Genomic DNA, 22,680 nt, shown 5'->3' on the forward strand with positions numbered 1-22,680 from the left:
CACGATTACCAACACATGGGCAAAGGTGAATAGCCAAGAACATCGGGAGCCGTGTGCAGCGAAAGTTGCACGCACGGTTCTAACTGAGAGGGACGGGGAATAATATCCCCTCTCGACTCAAACAAGCTCGGACATTGCGTGGTAAAGATCCACAACAGGCCAAGAACGAGTTTGAGGAATCAAAACAATACACACTCGGCAGTAAACCGAATGCGAATATTGACCTGACAGTGGCATTGTGGGGTGATTACAAGAAGGCTGGCATGAAAGAACGTCATACAGGTGGAGCGATCGCGCTGTTTTTCTGGGTTTTGGATCTGACTACTACCTTCGTTGGTCGTAATCCCTTCCGCTACACTAACCCAGGTTTAATCCTGGCTTGCTTTGCTTACAACGTAGCCTCAATGATGGCAGGCGAGATTGGTTACAACATTTGGAAACTAACTAAGTAAGAGGAATTCACATGCAGCAACAAATACCAATGCTCGGTACAAAAGAAACGGCACTTTTACGTGACGATTACCCCAGCATTGAGTATTTGGAAGCTGGGAATACCGCCTCTTGGTTACAGGAGCGTCAAGATCAGTTATTAGTCCGCGCCAGGGACGAACGTAACGGTATGAATCTGGCGAAGTTCATCACACTGGCCACCGCTCTTACTGGCGCAGTTTGTTATGCTACCTCTCCTCTTGCTCCCATCGGTGCAGTCGTAGCTAGTGTTGGTTATCTATGGTCAATTGTTCAGGACTTAAACGATACTCATCAATTTGCACCGATTCCCTTTATCCGTGGCGACTTCTTTAGTTTCCTTTCGGCAATGGGTGATAGTGCTGCCAGAGACGAATACAATGCTCACTTCAATGAACTTGCTGATTTAATGCTGCACTTAGAGCCAATGGAGAAATACGAATTCGCCATGCTCAAACAATGTTCTCATGTCGTGTGTGAATACCTGAATGCTGTTGAGCCTGGGAAAAGATTTTATGCTTACCGTTGGTTACTTGATTGGTTTATTCAGCTACGTGGGCAGTTTCCCACCCGTGAGCAATTGTCTGGGCATTTAGCGCAAGTGAGTGTTGACCCCAGAGTAAACTATCAGCAAGTTACGGCTATTCAAGAAGCAACCAAACCTCAGAATTTAGGTATTCCAGAGGCAAGGTTTGCAAAACTACCAACTCCTGTCCCACAAACAACCCAAACTTCAGCGCAACAGATTCACTCTAATGAAGCTTATCCTTTGTTAAATAGTGAATCCTTGGGAGCAGATGCCTCTCATACCTTAACTAATACCGATATCTCCACCTACACCACTAAACCTCAAGTGCAGTATGACCTAATTGGGCATATTGCTAAAAAAGTTACCAATATGCTGTGGGTTGGTGTCCCTGGTTCTGGCAAAGGCATCACCATTAGCAATGCAATCGATGCTATTAAGCGGCTGCATCCTGACATACACATCTTTTATATTGACCCCAAAGGTGACGAGAAAGAAACCGGTTATTTCAAAGGTCGTGTTGATACTTTTAAACGCGCTAAAATCCTAGAAATGTCCCCGGTCGAAGCCGTTAAATGGGTCAAAGAATGCTTTACCGAATTTCAAAATATCCCTGGCTCCAAGCTGATTATTTTGGATGAAGGTACGGCTGTCTGTTCCAAATTTAAAAATACCAAGGGTGAAATTGGCTGGCTCAAAGACAAAATCATCTCTTACTGTTCTTGCGGCGATAGTTCCGGTTGGCATTTCTGGATTGTCGTACAAAACCCTCACACTGATGACTTGGGCATTTCTGGCGGACTGTGATCGCAGTTAACTTCTGTGGCGTTAGTTCATCCTGATAACGTTCCAGCTTACAATGCCATGATTGCCACTCAACTCATCCCCAGCGATCGCAAGATTACTTCAACCCAAGTAATGGAGATTGCTGCACAATCACCAGTCGGTCGAGCAGTTTATTACGGCGGCATCAATGAATGGATACCAATGCCTCTGTTAAAGAATTTTTCTGGTTATGACCGGGATACCAAAAACTTTATTGACTCTGCACCAAGTAATAAGCAAACCTCTCAAGCTGAAACTAAGGAGTCTTGCACATCAACAACCCAAGCTCAACAAATGTTGGCGCTCTTAGAGAAGACGAAAGCTAATTCAATTGATGAGTTTATCCAAACCGAGTTGAAATTAGACGGAGTTCCACCAGAGCTAATCCGTTTGGGAATTGAAAAATTACTCCAAAATTCTCCAATTAAATATAAGTTTAATGCCTGGAATAATAAAAACTGAGAATTTACATTAGGAGGAAGATATCCAAGCGAGCATTTCATCAAAATTTTCAAGCCGTTTTGATAATAACCCATTTCGACTTTCTGGTATTGGTTAGATATTTGTCAGCATAGCGGAAAGCTGCTGCCAAATCGTATTTTGCTATATTCAGTGCTTGTAACAATACGTATAATGGAATTGCCACTTGTGTGAGCTTTTCGGCTAATATTACCGACTCTTCTTCTGTTGCTGCTACTGTCGCTTCTAATGGTTCAAATTTTATTTGCTTATTTATACGGTTATCTAACATTGTAGTATCAGCCATAAATGCACCTTCAAAACTTGGATAATGCAGTTTTACTGAAAGCCAGCATTGAATGAATCCGTGTTTGTGCGGGACTTATTAATCAGCTAACTTCATGAATCCGCACAATTGCCGTAGCCAGCGCATCTTGTGTACAGTGACCAATTAAATTACATTGAGACAAATTCGTGTATTAGCTCTTTTGGAGAAAACTACAGCCAATTCAATTGATGAATTTATTCAAACTGAGTTGAAATTAGAGGATGTTTGAAAAGTTTTTAGAGGTCAGAAATTATGCTGAACGCCTCACCATGATACGGATCATGGCAATATAAATAAAAGTCTCCGATATTATCTATTCACAGCGTATACTGAGAGAGCTTTTTTACAACATCCCCGACTTTTCAAACAACCTCTAAGAGCACCATTACAACTTCAGATAACGATAATCTACCAATTGGTAATGTTTATTCTTGTTCGTGGTTGCTATTTTATTTAAATATATGATGAAAATCCTATATTTACCCTTAGAAGCAATAAGGAACTTGGGAAACAAGACAATCTACCTCTAATGGGGGAACACAACTTGTTGCCGCCATGCCCCCTAGAAAAAGTTAACCATGAATCAGAATACACGTACAATTTTAATTATCGATGACTCTGCTGAAGACCGGGAACTCTATCGGCGCTATCTAATAGGTGAGCGCTACATCATTTTAGAGGCGGCACTGGGGAAACAAGGGATGGAACTGTGGCAGCAGCACCAACCTGATGCCGTGTTGCTCGATTATCGATTACCCGACCTGGATGGATTGAAATTTCTGGCCCAATTACAACCCTCCTCGCAACAGTCGTGCTTGCCGATAATTATAATGGCGGCGTATGGCAATGAGGCGAGCGCAGTGCAGGCGATGAAAGCGGGCGCACAGGATTATCTGGTGAAGGAGCAGATTACCCCGGAGGGGTTGCAACTGGCAGTTGAGAAGGCAATTGAAACAGTGCAGCTACGCACCCAACTGCAACAGCGCATCGAAAAAGAGCGGTTAATCTTGCAGATTACCCAGAAGATCCATCAAACCCTGGATCTGAAGGAAATTCTGCAAACGGCGGTGACGGAGGTGCGGCAGTTTCTCCAGACTGATCGCGTTTTGATTTTCCGCTTGCAGCCAGATGGTTGGGGCACTGTCGCAACCGAATCCGTAGACGAAGGTTGGACTCCTCTGTTGTCTACTTCACTTTATGACTCTTGCTTTAACGAAAACTACGTTGAACCATTCCGCCAAGGGTTAGTCACCATCAAGCCCGATATTCACGATGGCAGTATTAACCCCTGTCACGTCGAGTTACTGGCTTCCTTGCAGGTGCGGGCAAACTTAGTCGTGCCGATTCTACAAGACAACCAATTGTGGGGAATGCTGATTGCCCATCATTGTGCAGCCCCTCGCCAGTGGCAAGCCTTAGAAATTGATTTACTCAAAGAATTAGCAACCCAGGTTGGCATTGCGCTCCAGCAGGCAGAACTTTATCAGCAGGCACAGAATGAATTGGCTGAACGCAAACAAGCAGAAGCCGAACGCGATCACCTATTGAAACAGGAACAAGCGGCCAGAGCCGAAGCCGAACGCGCCAATCGGGTGAAAGATGATTTTTTGGCAATTTTGTCTCATGAGTTGCGAACACCCCTTAATTCAATTTTGGGTTGGGCAAAACTGATGCAAATGAGCAAATTAGATCCTCCGACAACGACTCAAGCCTTGGCAAGCATTGAACGCAATGCCGAGCTACAAACCAAACTGATTGATGACCTACTCGATGTTGCCAAAATTCTACGCGGCAAACTCAGCATGAATGTGGCTCCCGTCAATCTGGTGTTTATCATCGAGTCGGCCATCGACACTGTGAGAACAGCAGCCCTCGCTAAATCAATCCTGTTGCGTCCGGTGCTATCCCCAGTTGGGCAGGTTTCTGGTGATGCGGCTCGACTCCAGCAAATTGTTTGGAACCTGCTGTCCAACGCCATCAAATTTACCCACATGGGTGGACAGGTAGGCATTCGGCTGGAGCAAGTCGGCAACCAGGCACAAATTACAGTCAGCGATACTGGTAAAGGCATCAACTGCAACTTTCTGCCGCATATCTTTGAGTCATTTCGGCAAGAAGATGCTTCAACCACTCGTAAGTATGGGGGGCTGGGGTTAGGGTTAGCGATCGTCTGTTCGCTGACCGAAGCACATGGAGGTACCATCTGTGCTGATAGCAAGGGTGAGGGGCAGGGAGCGACGTTTACAGTTCGTTTGCCCTTGCTCAATGCAGACCCACAGAGAAGTCAGCCTGATTCCTTACTAGAGCAAGAACCAGAACTGACGGGGATTCGAGTTCTGATGGTTGATGATGAACCTGATACCCGTGAATTATCTACAGCATTGTTGACTCAATATGGAGCAGAGGTCTTGACCGTTACATCTGCTGCTGAAGCTTTAGCCTCCCTGGAATCGTTTCAACCCGATGTATTAGTCAGCGATATTGGAATGCCAGAAATGGATGGCTATGCCCTTCTACAACAGGTTCGTTCTCTGCCACCCTCTAAGGGTGGGCAAATTCCAGCGATCGCTCTGACAGCCTACGCTAGGGTTGAAGATCAGCAACGAGCTAAGTCTGCCGGCTTCCAACACCATATTTCCAAACCACTTGATGTACAGAGATTAGTGCAAACAGTCTCTGCTCTAGCTCAACAAACTTACCTATAAAAAAATGTAAGCGCAAAAAACTTGCCTTGCAAAAGCACGGTAAAAGACGTTTCCGCACTTGAGAACTGACATAGATAGAAATCAATGCCCTCATAGTGTTTATGAAGGCTTTACTCATGGAAATCAGCACACACCACTAACTACGTAGGATCAAGAGAGATTCAATCAACGAAAATGTAGTGAAAGCTACAAATTGTTTTCAAGCTACCCATTAGCACTAATATCACAGGAAATAAGCATTATTGATGTCTGTTAGCAGTTTTTAGCAGTTTTGAGATGCAAATTACAGTGACAGCCCTTAGCGTTATTTAACTGCTTCTCACTGCCAATAGATGTCAGATGGTAGCAATTGGACGACTGCTGTTTTCTCTTCAAACTGCGTCTAATCCTTATGGCGGCTGCAATAGAGCTATTTTTATCAAATTTGGCTATGCTGCCCAAGGGGATTTTTCAGGAAAATTGATAATACAAAAGTGATGCAAACGTACTTCAAAAAACCGTTTCAAATTTGGCATCTTCACGGGATTCCAAATAATCTAACAGCTTGCGAAAACCTCTGCCTTTAGTCTGCTTCCCAATCACACAGCAACAAATTTTGGATGCCGCAGAGTACGAATTTTCACGGCATGGCTTAAACGGTGCGCGTCTGAGTGCGATCGCTAAACGCGCCAAGGTGACGACTGCAACACTTCATTACTATTTTGAGAGCAAGGAAAGCTTATACAAAGAAGCCTTACAACGTCCAGTCGATGAACTTCAAACCATTTTTGGGCAATTGAATTTTGACGGTTTATCTCCCGAAGAAGCCCTAAAGCAGATTATCCGCATTGCGATTGCCAATGAAGCTCAAAATCCTCAGCGTCAAATGCTATGGTTTCAGGAAGCAAGTCAAAATCAAGGAGTATATTTCAAGGAATGTAACGTTTTGAGTCTCCATGAGCATCTGCTCAAAATTTTAGAGCAAGGCATTGCAGAAGGATATTTTCGCCCCCTCAAACCGTTTCTGGCGCTGACCCATATCTTGAGTATTTGCCTGTTTTACTTCACAGTTCATGAAAACTGGAAGCATCTAACTCCAGAGATTAATCGTCTTAGTCCAGAAATAATTGAGGAACACACCGAAGAAGCAATCACCTTTATTTTGGCAGGTATTAAACGCTCACATCCATAAACGGAAAGCCTTATCTGGATTTTTAATATTAACTTGTTCCAAAATACTCTCGTTTCAGCTTGAAGTCGTTACTTACTCTCAGATAGTTTTCTCAAGTCAATGCTACTCAGGGAAAAAGTATTAGTTGAAAAGCTGATATTTCATCTTCTTACTTCTCCCCCCTTTTTTGTTAATTCATATTAGATGTAAATATGGAAATCGCACTTCAACTTTCCCAAATTAGCAAGTCTTATGGTTCTCACCAAGCCGTGAACAATCTTAGCTTGCAGATTATAGAAGGTTCATTTTATGCTCTTTTAGGCTCCAACGGTGCAGGAAAAACCACTACTCTACGAATGATTGCAGGGTTACTACGACCAGATAAGGGCGATGTTATGATTCTAGGTCATAGTATCAGGCGAGCGCCTCAAAAAGCCAAGCAAACTTTAGCATATCTACCTGATGAACCGCTAATTTACAATAAACTGCGACCTATGGAGTATTTAGAGTTTATTGCTGGACTTTGGGGGATTAATCCTTCTAAAGCTCAAATCTTAGCCCAAGAAATTCTCAAACAATTAAACTTGTGGGATCACAGAGGAGATTTGAGCGAAACTTTTTCGCGAGGGATGAAACAAAAACTTGCTTTAGCAGGGGCATTAATTCATCAACCGAGAATTCTTATCTTAGATGAACCGTTAACAGGATTAGACGCAGCCGCAGCCCGCTTAGTCAAGAATATGCTTGTTGAATATGTAAATCAAGGTAACACGGTAATTTTAACTACCCATATCATGGAAATTGCCGAGCGTATGGCGCAGCAAATTGGGATTATTAATCATGGACGCTTGATCGCCGAAGGAACTTTGGACGAACTTAGAACTCAAAGTGGTGAAGCAGGCGCTAGTTTGGAGACAGTTTTTTTAGAATTGACTCAAAATCATGATGTTGAAGGTGCAATATGAAAGTAGGTACATTACCTTGGATTGTTCATCATGAATTACGTTTGTGGTGGCGTGAAAATACTGTTAGACCTGTAACGATATTTATTGGCAGCATTTCTGTAATTTTGCTTTTAATTTGGGTATGGTTTACGCTGGATGATTTTCGAGACGTTAAATCGTTTCAGACTATACCAGAGAATGCTTTGTGGATTGCGGTAGTAGTCTGGTTGTTTGGATTTTATTATGGCTTTATCCAAGCTATGAGAGGTAGCTTGGTGGGGTTATTTGAACGCGGAGATTTGGATTTACTCGTATCATCGCCAATTTCAAGTAAAGTGATTTTTGCAAGCCGGGTGTTAGCAATTGCCCTGAAAAATTTTTTCAGTGGTTGTTTATTTGTAATTCCTGTAAGTTTAATTGCTATATTATTTGGTATTCCTCAACTTTTAGGGCTTTACCCGGTTTGGATTAGTATTAATTTAAGCGCCACATGTTTAGCAATGTTGTTTGTTTTAGTGCTAGTTCGTGTTGTAGGTGCAAAGCGGGCACGGACTTTTGCTCAAGTTCTGACAGCTTTATTTCCAATTACAATATATTTGAGTTCTCAGTTACCTAATCTCCTCAAAGGTAGTAGTAGTACAGAATCGATTTGGTTTCGATTAGGACATTTACTCGCGTCAGGAAACTCTTTGAGTGCAGATAGTTGGGTTTGGTTTCCTGCAAGAGCTATTTTCTTTGATCCTCTGTCGGTAGCGCTAGTGCTAATAATTAGTAGTGGTTTGACGTGGGTGACGGTGGAAATCTTACATTTTTCTTTTATCGCAGGTACACAACAGGAACTTACAAGTAAACATCATCAACTACGCCCTACCCAAGCAACTCGCTTTGTTGTTGGCGGTTTTTATCGTGTTGCTTTACTCAAAGAATGGCGAATTATGTGGCGGAATCCTTATTTATTTTCGCGTATATTTCTGCAAATATTTTTTCTCACATTCCCATTTCTAAGCGTGTTACGACAACATCACGGTCATGGTGTTGACCTTTTAACTTTAACTTGGCCAATAAGTTTGGTATTTGGGCAAGCTTTGACATCAACTTTAACCCAAATTTGTATTTCTGGAGAAGAAGCACCAGACTTGCTTAAAGCTTCTCCAGTAGACAGCGTGAAGTTACGTCAATTGAAGTTGTTAGCGGCGTTGATTCCGATTTGGTTGCTCATGTTACCGCTATTTATTGTTTTGATAGTTAATGGTAAATCGTGGTTTATAGCAATAGTTATTTTTTTAGTGTGTACTACTTGTGCCGCAACTCTAAGCATGTGGAATTCTCGCCCTGTCAAGTTGGCAGAATCGTTTCGACAGCGACAAAATAGCCAAGTGAGTGTATTGTTAAAGTTACTCGAAATTATTTCCTGGTTATCTTGGGGCTGGTTAGGATTTAGTTTGCAGCAAGGTCGTTTACACACCGTTTTGATTTCATTGGCGGTGATTTGTTTAGTTGTGGCATTAGCTGTTGCGATACGCAAACAAAAAACTATTTTGGAATAGTGGTTGCGTTAATCCCATTGCTTTTCCTTTTTCCCCTCTTGTTTGTAACTTCTGTCACCTTTGATTCTTCTTCCTTACTGGAGTTGACCATTTTCACCAAAGAAGAATTGAGATAACTTTGTGCAGAGATATACAAACTTTCCCAAATCTCCTGGTTCCGACTGATTTTTGTACCAACTGTATTCCCTGCTGTTTTCTCCGATACCAAGTATTTGCGGAAGTAGTTAACCCACAAGTGTTGCAGAAAATCTTCGGCGAATTCGTTAAACGGCAGAATCCATTTATAGTCTTTGTCCAAAAATACCCGATAGGACGCAATTATCGGTAGTGCTAAGTCGGTTGACGCACCAAACCCAAATGAATACTTGCTGTCAGGTAATAACGTCGTTTTACGTATATCTATCCCTCTTGTGTCACTATTGCGGTAGTATAATAATGTACAAAACCTAGAATGAAGACATAGAGCATGGTAGAGCCTCGTTCACCCATTAAAACCGTCAAGTTTGTGGATGAATATTGCTTGTGGTATAAAAACCTGTTTTCAGATGTTAGGAATTTTGAAGCTTTCAAATATCTACATATAGGGTGTATTTCTGATTTAAAACGGAAGAGTCTACCTGAAATAGCGAAAATTGTCGGGCTAGATAACTATCAAGGACTACATCATTTCTTAACTACATCATCATGGTCAGTAGAACAGTTAAGAGCTTTGCGATTGCAGCTAATTTTAGAGGTACTAAAAGGAAGACCAATCATTTTAATTATTGATGAAACAGGAGATAAGAAGAAAGGAAATACAACAGATTACGTGAAACGGCAGTACATCGGAAATTTGGGAAAGGTTGAGAATGGAGTTGTAGCAGTCACCGCGTATGGTGTATTCTGCGGGATGACTTTTCCCCTACTATTTGAAGTATACAAGCCACGGGAAAAATTAAAGCCAGGAGATAAATATCTTACCAAGCCTCAAATCGGGGCAATGCTAATTAGAAAACTACAGTCGATGGGTTTTAAATTCAACTTGGTATTGGCAGATAGTTTATATGGTGAAAGCGGCACAAACTTTATATCTGTATTAGATGAACTAGATTTAAATTATCTAGTTGCGATTCGCTCAAACCATTCTGTAGAGTTACTCAGAGGACAGTACACTCACTACTTAAAGTGGCAGAAGTTTAAACGAGTATTCTCTGACTTAAGCAGTGAGGATAGGTTTATTAGAGAAATAATCCACGGCAAACGTGGAGAACATAGATATTGGCAAACTACCACAGACACTCTTAACTTGCCCAGAAACTCTACCTGGTATGTCATGAGTAAATATCCAGACATTAACAAGCGAGAAGTTGGTAATTTCTATGGCTTAAGGACATGGGTAGAATATGGCTTAAAACAAAGTAAAAATGAATTAGGTTGGGCAGATTATCGTTTTACTCGCTATGAAGATATTGAACGATGGTGGGAGATTATATGTAGTGCCTACCTCATGGTTAGTCTTCATTCAGAATCTCTATGTCCTTCTCTCCCAGATCCTCAATCAACATTTGCTTCTCACCACTGGTGGGATAATGGGAAAGGTTGGAAGAATATTCTCAACAATCTGCGTTTAGTTATTCAACCTTTTATTCTATTTAACCTCATATATCCCTGGTTAACAGTTTTTCCTATTCCTCAACTGTCTTTTGGTTTTTCTAAGCTTAAAGCCATCGTTTATAGGCTAACTTCTCCAATTTTTATCTTCCTGGATCACCCCAAATTCTATTTTTCTTCTGCCTAAAGTGACACAAGAGGGTTAATAAGACTCTGGTCACTACATCTTATGTTTGAACATAATTACTCATTATCTCATGCCAGAAACTTTCTTTACTTACCCCTCCCCCAACCGCTATATGCGCCCCTGTTCAAGTAGGAGACAGAGCGTTAATTCTACGTCACTTCTTCTATGTAGCGGGAAAAGTTGGGGTAGTTTGTGGTCGAGAATCTCACTGGGATGGTCAAGCAGGTAACCGATAGCTTATTTAAGGATTCAAATGAGGGAAATATTATAGTGTCGCTAACTGTGAATGAGTTTGAGGTAATTAGCCCAGAATTAGAGTGATTGAGCGGGTTATGCGGGAGGCTCCTGAGCAATTAACAATTGTTTTTTACTGCGCTTCAACTGTTGTCATTAGTTGTATTTTTGGATACAAAGTATTGGAATATTATTCTTGATTTGGTTCATTTAAAAGGTATCTTGGGAACATGCTCTACTTTTACAATTGTCTTCCCCTTATAAGTACCGAAAGAGGTTGCATCGGATGAATCGAATTCTCATCGCTGAAGATGAATCCCGCATAGCAGCTTTTATTGAGAAGGGATTACGTTCTCATGGTTTTACAACTGCTGTAGCAGTTGATGCCTACTCAGCGATTAACATGGCATTAAGTAGCGGTTTTGATTTGATGATTTTGGATTTGGGGCTTCCTGGTAAAGATGGCTTGGATGTATTAGAAGAATTACGGGGACAAGGGGAAATTTTGCCAGTGATTATTTTGACTGCTCGTCATGACATTCAAGATAAGGTGGCAGGGTTTGAAGCAGGTGCAGATGATTATGTAACCAAGCCTTTTCGATTTGAAGAATTGTTAGTACGGATAAAAGCTCGGTTGCGTCATAGTGGTGGTAGCCAAGCTATGGAACAGATGGTAATTAAGGTGGGAAACGTGGTTTTAGACTTGCGATCGCGTAAAGTAAAAGTGGGTCAAAACACCATAGAGTTGCCCGCACGAGAATTTACCCTAGCAGAAACTTTCTTTCGCCATCCTGGACAGGTTTTGAGTCGTGAACAATTATTAGATAGGGTATGGGGTTACGACTATGATCCAGGCTCAAATATTGTTGATGTTTATGTTGGTTATTTGCGAAAAAAATTAGGCAGTGACTTAATTGAAACTGTGCGAGGAATGGGTTATCGCCTGCGGGCTTGAAAATGCCTCAATGTCGAGATAATCGTACACAAGTTATTACTAATTGTAAAAGGAAATTTTAATTAATTTAAAGTTATTATTAATGTGGAGAAACCAGAACAAACAGCAACCGCTTGCAAAAAGCCATCAAAAAAGTAATAAAGGTATTTTTTGGGCTACACGTACTCGTATTCTTTCTTGGTATGCGATAATTTTATGTTTCATCTTTGTGGTTTTTGTCCCAGCATTTCGTCAAGTTTTGTATGCACGAATTAATAGTCGTGTGAATCGGCAAATAACTGAAAAAATGCAGATATTTGACCAGTTAATTACTGGCAAAACTCAATTTTATGAAAATATCGAATTTGATGAAGAACCTACAGAGGCTAATCGACTAAGAGAAGCTGATAACCGCCTGATTCAACCGCCAAAAACTAGAGAAGAGCTAAGAAATTTTTTAGATGCTTTTTTAGGAAATCAGCTGCCAGAAGATGACACTTTTCTGATTATGCTATGGAAAGGTAAATTTTATAAATCTAGTCCTAGAGCTAGACCAAAAGAACTGGGTAGAGATTCACAAATCATTCAATATTGGGCAGGGTTAAAGCAACCAGAAACAGGAGAAAAAGTCATTCCCGGTAGCACAGTTGATAGCATCATCTATCTGGCTCAACCTGTGAAAATTCAAGGCAAAGTCATGGGCGTGTTTGTCATCGCTCACGCCACATCTGGTGAACGAGGGGAAGTTTTGGAAGCTATAACAGTTATCATTCAAGTGAGCGTAGGAGTTCTATTTTTAGCATTAATTTTAACTTGGTTCGCTTCAGGAAAAATTCTTGCTCCTTTACGCTTATTCACCCAAACTGCTCGCAAAATTAGTGAAACAGATTTAAATCAACGCATTGTGATAGATGGTCAAGGAGAACTGGCAGAATTAGCAGTTACCTTCAATGAAATGATGGATAGGTTGCAAGGTGCTTTTGTTAGTCAGCAAAATTTTATTGACGATGCTGGACACGAACTACGGACACCAATTACTATCATTCGTGGTCATCTGGAATTGATGGGTGATGATCCGCAAGAAGTACAAGAAACTCTAGCGCTAGTTATGGATGAGCTAGAACGGATGAACCGTTTTGTTAATGACCTTATTTTACTCGCCAAGGCAGAGCAACCCGATTTTTTGCAGTTAGAAACAGTTGATGTTTGCATTTTCATTGAAGAATTATTTGCAAAAGTTAAAGCTTTAGGCGATCGCCATTGGCAACTCAAAGCTATTGCTAGAGGTAAAATTGTTGCAGACCGTCAACGTCTGACTCAGGCTGTGATGAATTTAGTACAAAACGCTACTCAACATACAAAAAATACTGATACAATTACCGTTGGTTCAGTGATTCACCAAGGTAAAGTCAGCTTTTGGGTGCATGATACAGGAGAAGGTATTGCAAAAGCTGACCAACAGAGAATTTTTCAGCGTTTTGCTCGTGCTACAAACAGTCGCCGTCGTTCTGAAGGTGCTGGGTTAGGATTATCGATTGTGCAAGCGATCGCAGAAGCCCACGGAGGGAAAGTCACCCTAAAAAGTCAACCCAAAGCAGGAGCTATATTTACTATTATCTTACCTGTAGAACCACCCCAAGAACAAAAATGGAATTGAAGCGACTGTTTAATTAGTTGGTTGAAAACAAAACGGTAGATTTGTTGTCAACAATCCAAATTTTTCTGCATCGCCTTTTCAAGCAACTTCTACAGCTTCATATCAGAAACCATAAAAACTAGATTTATCCAGAGTAAAGCTTACAAGCATGAAGAACTTGACTGATAATTTGCCGCTGTGGTCAAGTAATCTGCCGCTCCAATACTTTTCGGATAAACCCAATAATCTCTCTTTTGGTGTGGGGAAAGGTTAAAGGGCAAAGGGGGAAAGGTAAATTCAAACCATTTCCCTTCCCCTTTTCCCCCAAAACCCGAAAAGTATTGTCTGCCGCTCTACATTTGTTATTCAGTGCTGTTTTCATGAGAATTTTCTCATGTTTCCTTAATTATCTTCTCATAAAATTCTGATTAAATTTACTTTAAGGCGAAGTTAATTGATACTCAATAATACTTTACTGATCATCAGGAGGCAACCTAAATAATAAAGATAGAGCAAAAATAGAAGAGATGAAAGTAAATAACAAATATTACAATTACATCATCATAAATACGCAATTGAATAGATTTTTGCAATATTTTTGCCGTTCAAACCGTTGGCAAGTTAAGTCACTATTGGCACTATTTTTAACTTCTCTATCTGGAGTTGCAGTATTTTTACCCAATGGCTTATCTACAGAAGGGCGGCTGACAATATTTGTGTTTCTGCTGGCAGTAATTTTGTGGTCAACGACCTCAATCAATGCTGGTTATATTGCCTTGAGTTCAGCACTCCTTTTGCTGTTAACCGGGGGAATTTCCCAAGAACAATTTTTTGAGTCTTTGGGTTCAGATGTCATCTGGTTAATGATAGGTGCATTTGTTTTAGGAGGAGCAGTAAAGCAGACTGGTCTAGCAGCACGGCTAACTCAAGTAGTAGCTGCTAAAGCAGACAACGTTAATAGTTTATTTTGGTTGCTCACTACAGTCTTAATTCCACTCTCATTTTTGATTCCCTCAACTTCTGGACGTGCTGCTGTTACCCATCCCATTTTTCGTAGTCTCACCAATGCCATAGAGGATAATCGCATCCGTCAGGCTCTAGCGTTGCTGATGCCTACTATTATCTTGGTATCTACAATTGTTTCCTTAACTGGCGCAGGTTCCCATTTAATTGCTAAAGATTTATTACAAGAAATTTCAGGAAAAGATATATCTTTCAGCCAGTGGTTGCTTTACGGCTTACCCTTTGGAGTTACTGCCAGCTATGTATCTTGCTGGGTAATCATGCGGCTGTTTCTAGACAAAAAACGCTGTCAACAAAAGTTAGATGTTAAATGTTTGCAATCAGCATCCCTATCTGCGCCAGAACGCAAAACATTGCTGATTATCTTGTTAATGTTGGCGTTTTGGTTAACTGAAAAATGGCATAGTTTAGAAATTGCTACCGTCACCGTCATCGGTGCAATGATTCTCACCGCACCCAAATTTGGGGTGATCAAATGGAAGGATGCAGTCAAAGCTGTTTCTTGGGATTTAATTATTTTCGTAGGTGCAACTCACGTTTTAGGACGTGCATTAATAAGTTCTGGCGCGTCAGGATGGATTATCAATAATATCTTTGATTTCAGTGACATCAACAGCACTAAACCCCACTTTTTGATTCTGTTGCTGCTGGCTATCATTTCTCTGACTTCCCACATCTACATGACTTCCCACACAGCAAGAGCAGCAGCTTTAGTTCCTCCCTTGCTATACCTCGCCAGTAGTCTAAATATAAATCCTGTCGCTGTCATGTTTCTCAGCACTTTAGGAATGGACTATTGCCTCACCTTTCCTGTAAGTTCCAAAGCACTGATGGTTTACCAAGATCCAGAAGAACAAAGCTTTAAACCAACAGATTTACTCCGGCTAAGTTCAGTGCTTATTGTCGTTCACTTAGCTTTAATTGTGTTGTTCTACTACACCTGGTGGCATTGGGTAGGTTTATCTTTCTAATTCTAAATGATGAGTACCCAATAGTGAGTTAATAATAAGAATTTCTCTCCTTCTCCCCAGTTACAATCCTCAATCTAAAACCAAAAAAGCGGCTTGATTGCCGCAGGAAGTTAATAATGACACTAAACATTTTAATCGCTCCTTCTGGATTTAAAGAAAGTCTTGATGCGGAACAAGTAGCTGATTGCATTGCTACGGGTATAACCAGAGTTTTAGCCAATGTAAATATCCGCAAAGTACCTTTAGTAGATGGTGGTGAAGGCTTTACCAAAACCCTTATAGCAGCCACAAACGGTACTTTACATTATCTTGAAGTAACTGGGCCTGTAGGACAAAAAGTACAAGCTCACTTTGGCTTTCTTGGTGGAACTACTAAGAAAACAGCAGTATTAGAAATGGCTGCTGCGGCTGGATTGCGTCTTGTACCTTGCAATATGCGAAATCCAATGCTCACAACAACCTATGGCGTTGGTGAATTAATTAAAGCTGCCTTAGATGCTGGTGCAGAGCGCATTTTAGTTGGCTGTGGTGATTCCGGTACTAATGACGGGGGTGCAGGAATGGCCAAGGCTTTAGGGATAAAGTTATTGGATGAGAGTGGAAATGAGTTAGGTTTGGGTTGCAGCGAATTAATCAAACTCAAACGTATTGATTTGTCTGGCCGAGATTCCCGTTTAAATAAAGTCCAGATTGATGTAGCTTGCAACTGGCATAATCTTCTGTGCGGTAAAAACGGTGTTGCCAGAGTTTTCGGCCCCCAAAAAGGTGCATCTCCAGAAACGGTGAAAATAATGGCTTTAGTACTAGAACACTACGCCGCAGTCATCAAAGCAGATTTAGGTATTGACGTGCGAGAAATGCCGGGTAGTGGTGCTTCCGGTGGATTGGGTACAGGTTTACACGCTTTCATTGGCGCTAAATTATACTCACGCTACGATATCGTTATGCAGTACTTGGAATTAGATAAGTTGATTCTAAGCGCTGATTTAGTAATTACTGCGGAAGGCTGTATTGACTTTCAAACTCCACGCGGTAAGATTCCTGCTGAAGTAGCAAAGCGTGCCAAGCGTTATAAATTACCAGTGATTGCACTTGTAGGAACTATTGGTGAGGGTGCGGAAATTAATTTCCAGGAAGGTATCGATTATTTCAACAGCATTTTGACTCATCCCTGCCAACTGAGTGAGGCTATTCCTCAAACTGCAAGCTTATTAACAAATGCGGCTGAACAAGTAGCACGGTTGTTGTTAGTTGGCAGGCAAATTAAACGTTACACGCCTATAGGTTAGTAATATCATGTCCGGTAAGAGACTTATCATTAAGACCGCAGTTCTTGCTGGGGGCAGGGAGCAGGGGGAAAGAGAGTTTTAAGATTTTTGCATAGATGCCCGGAATAATAACTAATTAAGCGGACATGATATAATTCATCATTTGAGCTACTAGTAGCTTATTAGACAAATGGGTAAGTTTGTAGCCAGCAGTTCAGTTATTACTTATCCTCAGTGGTAAAATATTCATTGTGACTTTTGCAAGAACTCTCTTAAACTGTTTTATGAATTAAAATTTAAAAGTAGTGCGGATAGTTCCTATAAAAATACTATCGTTATTGGCATTATGTTCCGGGTTAGTAATCACAAATAATCCAGGCGTAATCGAAATATTATCTGCAACCTGAAACCGATAAAAGCCTTCTATATGTAAAGATGTGTCTTTATCAGCAATTAGACTACTACTGGTAACTTTTGGTGGCATTCCCATAACTAAACCAGCTAAATTACCCTCACCTCCCAAATCAGGCAACGCTAAACTAACAGCATAATTTAAAATATCTGCATCATCATTAGTGACTGTTGACTTAGTTTTTGTATAACCAACCCAACCAGAAAGGATAAATTTTGGATTTATTTGCCAGCTAGTTTCTAAACCAAATGAATTTGCTGTAGTCGCAACATTCCCAAAAGGGCTATGGGCGCTTAAGCTACCTGTACTTCCTGTCAAATTAACTCCACTTTCGCCTCCTGCTGCATAGTTACCATGAAGATAAGTAAAAGTAATACCTAAATTATCAAATGCTCGAAAATACAAGTGTCCAAGTACAGCATAGTTACCATTAAATAAGCCATTGTTTTCCGTCGGAATGGCTGCGTTATTAGCCATGTAAGCAACAGCAATATCAGTACTTTGATTTAATTGATAGTTAATCCCTAACCCTGTTCCATCCATACTCCGTAAAATTGGGTTATACCTACCAAAACGCGAAACTGCACCGTTACCACTACTCGCCAAAGGATTTATAGGTTCAGCAATATCATTTAATTCCATTTCTGTAATAGCGATTGTTGTTTTTATTTTGTCACCAATAGGAAAGGAATAATATACTTCATCCAACCCGATATCATTACCAGTATCTTCATCAAAACCCAAACGAGTCATTGTTGTCCCTGTAATGCTATCATCAAATTCGGGAATATTACCTGATTCTAAGCGGAGGTTTAATTCATCTTTTCCCGTAAAGCTAGTCAGAAAATTTAAACGTACACGCTGGGCAAGTACAAGATTTGTATCCAACTGTGCATTGTTATCTCGGTTATCATCACTATCGGCAGTATTTTCACTAAAAATATTTGCAACAGTCAGAATTGCTTCAGCTTCTAGTTTTGTTGTAAAAGAAAATTGATTTGCTTTTAACTTAGAAGTGGTACTTTCTAAAGGATCTACTCGACTGCGTAACGTTGCTAATTCTGACGAAAATTCTGCTTGTAGTTTTTGGATTAAATCTAAATCTTCTTTAGTGGACAAACTATTCTTACGAGTGGCAATTAACTTTTGCACCTTTATTAAACAAGTATTTAAACTATCTGCAAATTCATAACGTGTCATTGCACGTTTGCCACGATAAGTTCCGTTCTGATATCCAACAATACAAGTGTATCTTTCAATGAGTGATTGTAAAGCCTGAAATGCCCAATCTGTAGGTTTTACATCCGATAGTTGAGAAACAGATGTTAATTTTGATATGTCTACTAAAGGAATTTGCTGCTGATTTTCTAAAGCAAAAGTTGGTGTATTAATACAGGTTGTAGCAACAGTTAAGCTAGATGTTAAGATGAGAAAACCACAGATATTATTCATTTTTACTGCAACAAGAAAGTATGGATATGCAATATTATTTACATAATAAATTAGCATGATAATACCTAACAAAATATGAGAAAATTCTCATATTTTGATTTTTAAATTAATCCTCAGATGAATTAATAGTTCTAATTTTAATGCGTTCACCCCGTGACGCTCATCATCCATAGCGGTTACAATAATAATTGGTAATTGCACACTTTCTTCTATAAAAGCGCCTAGACGTACTTCACCAACGTGGTAAGGATTGGGTATTTTCGTCCTTTCGCGTATCCTATCTGCAACATCTTTCACTATGCGATCGCTAGGGAATCTTATTGTCAGCTTGCTCTACTAGTCTGCCAACCTAAAAATGCGCTCGTGAGGGCTGGGGAAAGGAAAAGGGATTTGAAACCTTTCCCTTTGCCCCTTATCCTCAGAGGGGAATGGCACTAAGAAAAGCTCTAAGCTATACGGAATAAGGGCTATAGCTTTGAAAGCTATTGAACAGTGGAGGAGGGGTCAGGCGGTCGTCCTTGATGCAGTATCATGGAAGCGATGCCTACGGCGGTAAACTACGCCACGAAAGACACGCTGAGTTTGCGATCGCCTACGCCATCGCTTTGCCTTGCACTAGAAAGTGGAATCAGATGTACAAGTTGTCTAAAAATTTCTGGTAGGTAGGAAAAGCGAAGCTCGTTCATGAAATACTTTCCTTGAGACGAGCAAGCAAACATCATAAATACTACTGTGACACTACGAGTACAAATCCTCAATGATAAATTTAGCCAAAGTTTGGGACTACCGTTTAAAGAACTATTGCCAGAGTCTGTAATAAGACTTGCAATCTCGGAGCTAAAAATTAAATACAAAAAGCGGTTATTTGACCCATTAATAACTTTATGGGCATTTTTATCACAAGTGCTGGATACTGATAAAACTTGTAATAATGCTGTGAGTAAAATAATTGCACATTTAGCTGGTGAAGAAGTAGAAGTCCCTTCTCTTCGAGACGCTCCGCGAACAACAGATACGAGTGCTTACTGCCAAGCTAGGGCAAGGCTTCCAGAAAAGTTATTAGAAAAACTTTTCAATTTCTCGGCACAAAGCTTAGAACAGAAAGTAGCAACAGAATATTTATGGTGTGGTCGAAATGTCAAAGTAATAGATGGGTCAACTGTCTCGATGCCTGACACTGTAGAGAATCAAAAAGAATACCCTCAGCCCAGTAGCCAAAAGCCCGGATGTGGCTTTCCAATTGCCAAAATTGGTGTGGTATTCAGTTTAATAACAGGAGATGCCGTTGCTTTGTGCATCGATGTTATGAACACTCATGATATCAAATTAGCAAGAAAACTATACAGTTTTCTTAAACCAAATGATGTGCTTTTAGGGGATAGAGCGTTTTGCGCTTACGCTGATATGTTTGCTATTACCAAACTTGGTTGTGATGCGGTATTTCGTAAGCATCAATCTCGCACAACAACCATGCGAAAAGGAAAAATTTTTGGCGATTGCGACAAGCTTGTTACTTGGTATAAGCCTAAAAGATGCCTACAAGGATTGAGCTTGGATGAATTTGTAGCTCTACCTTCTGCCATAAATGTGCGAGAAATTTACTACTACATTGCTATTCCTGATTTTCGCACTCAACGAGTTAGCTTAATTACTACCCTTTTAGATAAAACGACTTATTCTACTCTCGAAATTGTTGGGCTTTACGGTAAACGTTGGGATGTAGAATTGAATTTGAGGCATATAAAAACTACCTTGGGTATGGATATTCTCCGATGTAAAACCCCTTCAATGATACGTAAAGAAATTCATGTTTATTTACTGGCTTATAATTTACTTCGGAGCTTAATGTGGTCGGCTGGGACTACTTACAATACTCCTCCAAATCGTTTATCGCTTCAAGGTACTCGACATCATTTACTAAATTTTATTCCTAAATTAGAAACTGCTCACTCTCAAAAACGCATCCGACTTTATCGTAGTTTGCTGAAAATTATTGTTCACAAAGTTGTCCCCGACCGTCCTGGACGCAGCGAACCACGAGTCACTAAACGTCGCCCCAAAGCTTACCCCAGATTGACCAAGCCCAGATATGAATTACGTCATCAATTGCAAACTGCTTAATTGATAAGGCTTTACGCTTTTCTTAGTGCCATTCTCCTCAGAGGGAACCTCACCTTCCCCTTACCCAAAAAATAGCCAAGTCACGAAAGCGAACTACTTGATATTCTTGGCATTTCCAGTATGAAATAGGGGAAAATGTGAGCAATTGGAGCGCCTGCGTGGAATTGGAGAAAATAATATGTCTAACGTAAGCATTGCAAAAGGTAGCTGCCTATGTGGAGCGGTAAGCATTTCCACAACTAGTATGAGTGAAGATGTGACAGCGTGTCATTGTAGTATGTGTCGCAAGTGGGGCGGAGGGCCTTTATTAGTTGTTGAGTGTGAAAGTGGTGTTAGCTTCTCTGGTGAAGAAAATATTGGGCTTTATCAATCGTCACAGTGGGCAGAACGTGGATTCTGTAAGCAGTGTGGTAGCCATCTCTTTTATAAATTAAAACAAAATAACCAGTATTTCATGCCTGTTGGACTATTCGATAGTTGTGAAGGTCTTGTTTTCGATCATCAGGTATTCATTGATGAAAAGCCCAAATATTATTGTTTTGCCAATGAAACTAAGAACCTGACAGGGGCCGAGGTCTTTGCACAGTTTGCACCTCCTGAATGACCCTAAACATTAGAGTTACTTTTTACCAGTTTGAATTAGGTTAGGACGAATGAGCGTACTGCTTCACTCACTTTCGTGCGACGCCGAATAGCCCGTCGTAGACATCACCCTTACCTCAAAATGAAAAATTACCCAGCTATATCCTTCCCACTCAAGTAGTTCATAGCTCTGGGTTTCCTCTTGCCTATAGGGACTACTTTCGATTGCTTGGGAGGTTGAGGAGGACGGCATTTTTCACAAGTTTTGCGGTCGGACACCAAAAGTTTCTCGTTCTCAATGAGTTCTGGCTGTGGTAAATAGCAATGTCCGTCTTCAGCTGCTTCACTCAATGCGTGGATAATGCCAGCACAGTATCTAAAGTTAGTAAATAATTACTATTTTTTAGTGCGGTTCTCGTTTCAGTGACAATTAGCTACAGGACTGTTCGCCATCTTTTTCCAAGATGGCGATTAATTCCAACACTCGCATATTTTCTCCTGTCCAAACTTTATCTAGTAACCGCAAATTTTCAAGAGTTAGGTCGCTCTCTTCCACTATCGATACATTTGTTTTACCCAGTGCCATTAACAAATCTTCAAATACAACTAAGCCATTAAACTCTAAGCCTTGAATCTCGGCTGATGCTAAGGCTGACAATCGCTCACTACAAATCTCAATCATGAACCAATCACAAAAATCTTTTTCCAGCAATGGATGGCGACCACTGATCCCTTGCATCAGCCATAGACCATAAATACTGGCTGTTGCATCATCCATTGTGGCTAAACGTTTAGCTGCTACCCTCCCAAGATTCTCAAAAAATCGCACACCTAAAGCTTTTTCTAACATCTGCATTGGCTCTGGTAGTGCATGAGCTACAACAGAAATTTGGCTATTTTCTAGTTGTTTAGAATGATAATTTTCTAAATATTCATTTGCCTCCTTTGATGCCAACATCCTACCATCTGGGTGTAAGTTGAAATCAACCCCTGGCTTGAAACCTCCTTGAACTAGTTTTTGGATCATGCTTGTTGATACATCCTTTACGGCTTGTTGATAACTTTCCTTACCTACGTATTCTTGCAAGAACCAAACAAAATTTACATCCTCTACTTGCACAAGAGCTTCTTTGAGGATTATTGTCTCATCCTCTAATTGTGCTAGGGTTAAAAATTTTTGAATTTCTTGCAGATTTTGACAAGAAATCGCTTCTATCAATTGCTGTTTTAGGAGTTCATTTTGCGAATTCATTTATCTCAATGCTCAACGGCACTTCAGTGCGTTAACTATTCTACAGTGACCAATTAAATTACGTTG

General features: G+C 40.5%; 17 protein-coding genes and 2 pseudogenes. 14 read left to right on the forward strand and 5 right to left on the reverse strand.

Annotated features, from left to right (window positions below; genetic code table 11):
* Positions 1-134: 134 nt before the first annotated feature.
* Both LC608_RS32505 and LC608_RS32510 read left to right on the forward strand, forming a co-directional pair.
* Positions 135-452: a hypothetical protein gene (locus tag LC608_RS32505; protein ID WP_229557502.1), complete on the forward strand. Its 318-nt coding sequence runs from the start codon at positions 135-137 to the stop codon at positions 450-452.
* A gap of 11 nt (positions 453-463) precedes the next feature.
* Positions 464-2,281: pseudogene (locus tag LC608_RS32510) on the forward strand (hypothetical protein).
* A 49-nt stretch (positions 2,282-2,330) separates the two neighbouring features.
* Here LC608_RS32510 and LC608_RS32520 read toward each other — a convergent pair.
* The gene (locus tag LC608_RS32520; protein ID WP_229557505.1) at positions 2,331-2,585 is read right to left on the reverse strand and encodes a hypothetical protein; all 255 of its coding nucleotides are present in this window, start codon (positions 2,583-2,585) and stop codon (positions 2,331-2,333) included.
* A gap of 599 nt (positions 2,586-3,184) precedes the next feature.
* On the opposite strand from LC608_RS32520, the gene LC608_RS32525 reads away from it, so the two are divergent.
* From LC608_RS32525 to LC608_RS32540, 4 genes are all read left to right on the forward strand, one after another.
* Positions 3,185-5,311 (forward strand): response regulator, encoded by a 2,127-nt coding sequence (locus tag LC608_RS32525; protein WP_229557506.1) that lies wholly within the window; start codon positions 3,185-3,187, stop codon positions 5,309-5,311.
* A gap of 544 nt (positions 5,312-5,855) precedes the next feature.
* A complete protein-coding gene (locus tag LC608_RS32530; RefSeq protein WP_229557507.1) occupies positions 5,856-6,482 on the forward strand; it encodes a TetR/AcrR family transcriptional regulator in 627 nt (208 codons plus the stop codon).
* Between the two features lie 191 nt (positions 6,483-6,673).
* On the forward strand, positions 6,674-7,426 hold the full coding sequence (locus LC608_RS32535) for an ABC transporter ATP-binding protein (protein ID WP_229557508.1): 753 nt from the start codon (positions 6,674-6,676) through the stop codon (positions 7,424-7,426).
* The gene (locus tag LC608_RS32540) at positions 7,423-8,952 is read left to right on the forward strand and encodes a hypothetical protein (RefSeq protein WP_229557509.1); all 1,530 of its coding nucleotides are present in this window, start codon (positions 7,423-7,425) and stop codon (positions 8,950-8,952) included. The genes LC608_RS32535 and LC608_RS32540 overlap by 4 nt, the downstream gene beginning before the upstream one ends.
* Here the strand turns inward: LC608_RS32540 and LC608_RS32545 are convergent.
* Positions 8,939-9,370: pseudogene (locus LC608_RS32545) on the reverse strand (abortive phage infection protein); the annotation flags it as partial. The gene LC608_RS32540 and the pseudogene LC608_RS32545 overlap by 14 nt on opposite strands.
* Before the next feature lie 48 nt (positions 9,371-9,418).
* Here LC608_RS32545 and LC608_RS32550 point away from each other — a divergent pair.
* The 5 genes from LC608_RS32550 (at position 9,419) to LC608_RS32570 (ending at position 16,816) form a co-directional block, all read left to right on the forward strand.
* A complete protein-coding gene (locus LC608_RS32550) occupies positions 9,419-10,729 on the forward strand; it encodes an IS701 family transposase (protein ID WP_229557510.1) in 1,311 nt (436 codons plus the stop codon).
* Between the two features lie 520 nt (positions 10,730-11,249).
* Complete coding sequence (locus tag LC608_RS32555) at positions 11,250-11,918, forward strand: response regulator transcription factor (RefSeq protein WP_229557511.1); 669 nt, start codon at positions 11,250-11,252, stop codon at positions 11,916-11,918.
* Positions 11,919-12,000: 82 nt separating this feature from the next.
* The gene (locus LC608_RS32560) at positions 12,001-13,554 is read left to right on the forward strand and encodes a HAMP domain-containing sensor histidine kinase (RefSeq protein ID WP_229557512.1); all 1,554 of its coding nucleotides are present in this window, start codon (positions 12,001-12,003) and stop codon (positions 13,552-13,554) included.
* Positions 13,555-14,060: 506 nt separating this feature from the next.
* A complete protein-coding gene (locus LC608_RS32565; protein ID WP_229557513.1) occupies positions 14,061-15,527 on the forward strand; it encodes an SLC13 family permease in 1,467 nt (488 codons plus the stop codon).
* A 116-nt stretch (positions 15,528-15,643) separates the two neighbouring features.
* Positions 15,644-16,816, forward strand: coding sequence for a glycerate kinase (locus LC608_RS32570; protein ID WP_229557514.1), 1,173 nt, complete (start codon positions 15,644-15,646; stop codon positions 16,814-16,816).
* A gap of 268 nt (positions 16,817-17,084) precedes the next feature.
* Here the strand turns inward: LC608_RS32570 and LC608_RS32575 are convergent, their stop codons facing one another.
* Entirely contained in the window at positions 17,085-18,659 is a 1,575-nt protein-coding gene (locus LC608_RS32575) for an iron uptake porin (RefSeq protein WP_229557530.1), read from the reverse strand.
* Positions 18,660-18,746: 87 nt separating this feature from the next.
* Positions 18,747-18,956 carry a hypothetical protein gene (locus LC608_RS32580; protein WP_229557515.1) on the reverse strand — a complete coding sequence of 70 codons (210 nt, stop codon included), beginning with the start codon at positions 18,954-18,956 and terminating at the stop codon, positions 18,747-18,749.
* 224 nt (positions 18,957-19,180) lie between these two features.
* Between LC608_RS32580 and LC608_RS32585 the strand changes: the two genes are divergently transcribed.
* From LC608_RS32585 to LC608_RS32595, 3 genes are all read left to right on the forward strand, one after another.
* Positions 19,181-19,321 (forward strand): hypothetical protein, encoded by a 141-nt coding sequence (locus tag LC608_RS32585; RefSeq protein ID WP_229557516.1) that lies wholly within the window; start codon positions 19,181-19,183, stop codon positions 19,319-19,321.
* 70 nt (positions 19,322-19,391) lie between these two features.
* Positions 19,392-20,780, forward strand: coding sequence for an IS4 family transposase (locus LC608_RS32590; protein ID WP_229557517.1), 1,389 nt, complete (start codon positions 19,392-19,394; stop codon positions 20,778-20,780).
* Positions 20,781-20,958: 178 nt separating this feature from the next.
* Entirely contained in the window at positions 20,959-21,384 is a 426-nt protein-coding gene (locus LC608_RS32595; protein WP_229557518.1) for a GFA family protein, read from the forward strand.
* A 408-nt stretch (positions 21,385-21,792) separates the two neighbouring features.
* Here the strand turns inward: LC608_RS32595 and LC608_RS32600 are convergent, their stop codons facing one another.
* Complete coding sequence (locus LC608_RS32600; protein ID WP_229557519.1) at positions 21,793-22,614, reverse strand: hypothetical protein; 822 nt, start codon at positions 22,612-22,614, stop codon at positions 21,793-21,795.
* Positions 22,615-22,680: the final 66 nt, after the last annotated feature.

The sequence above is a fragment of the Nostoc sp. XA010 genome (genome assembly GCF_020829625.1).
Taxonomy (GTDB): domain Bacteria; phylum Cyanobacteriota; class Cyanobacteriia; order Cyanobacteriales; family Nostocaceae; genus Nostoc.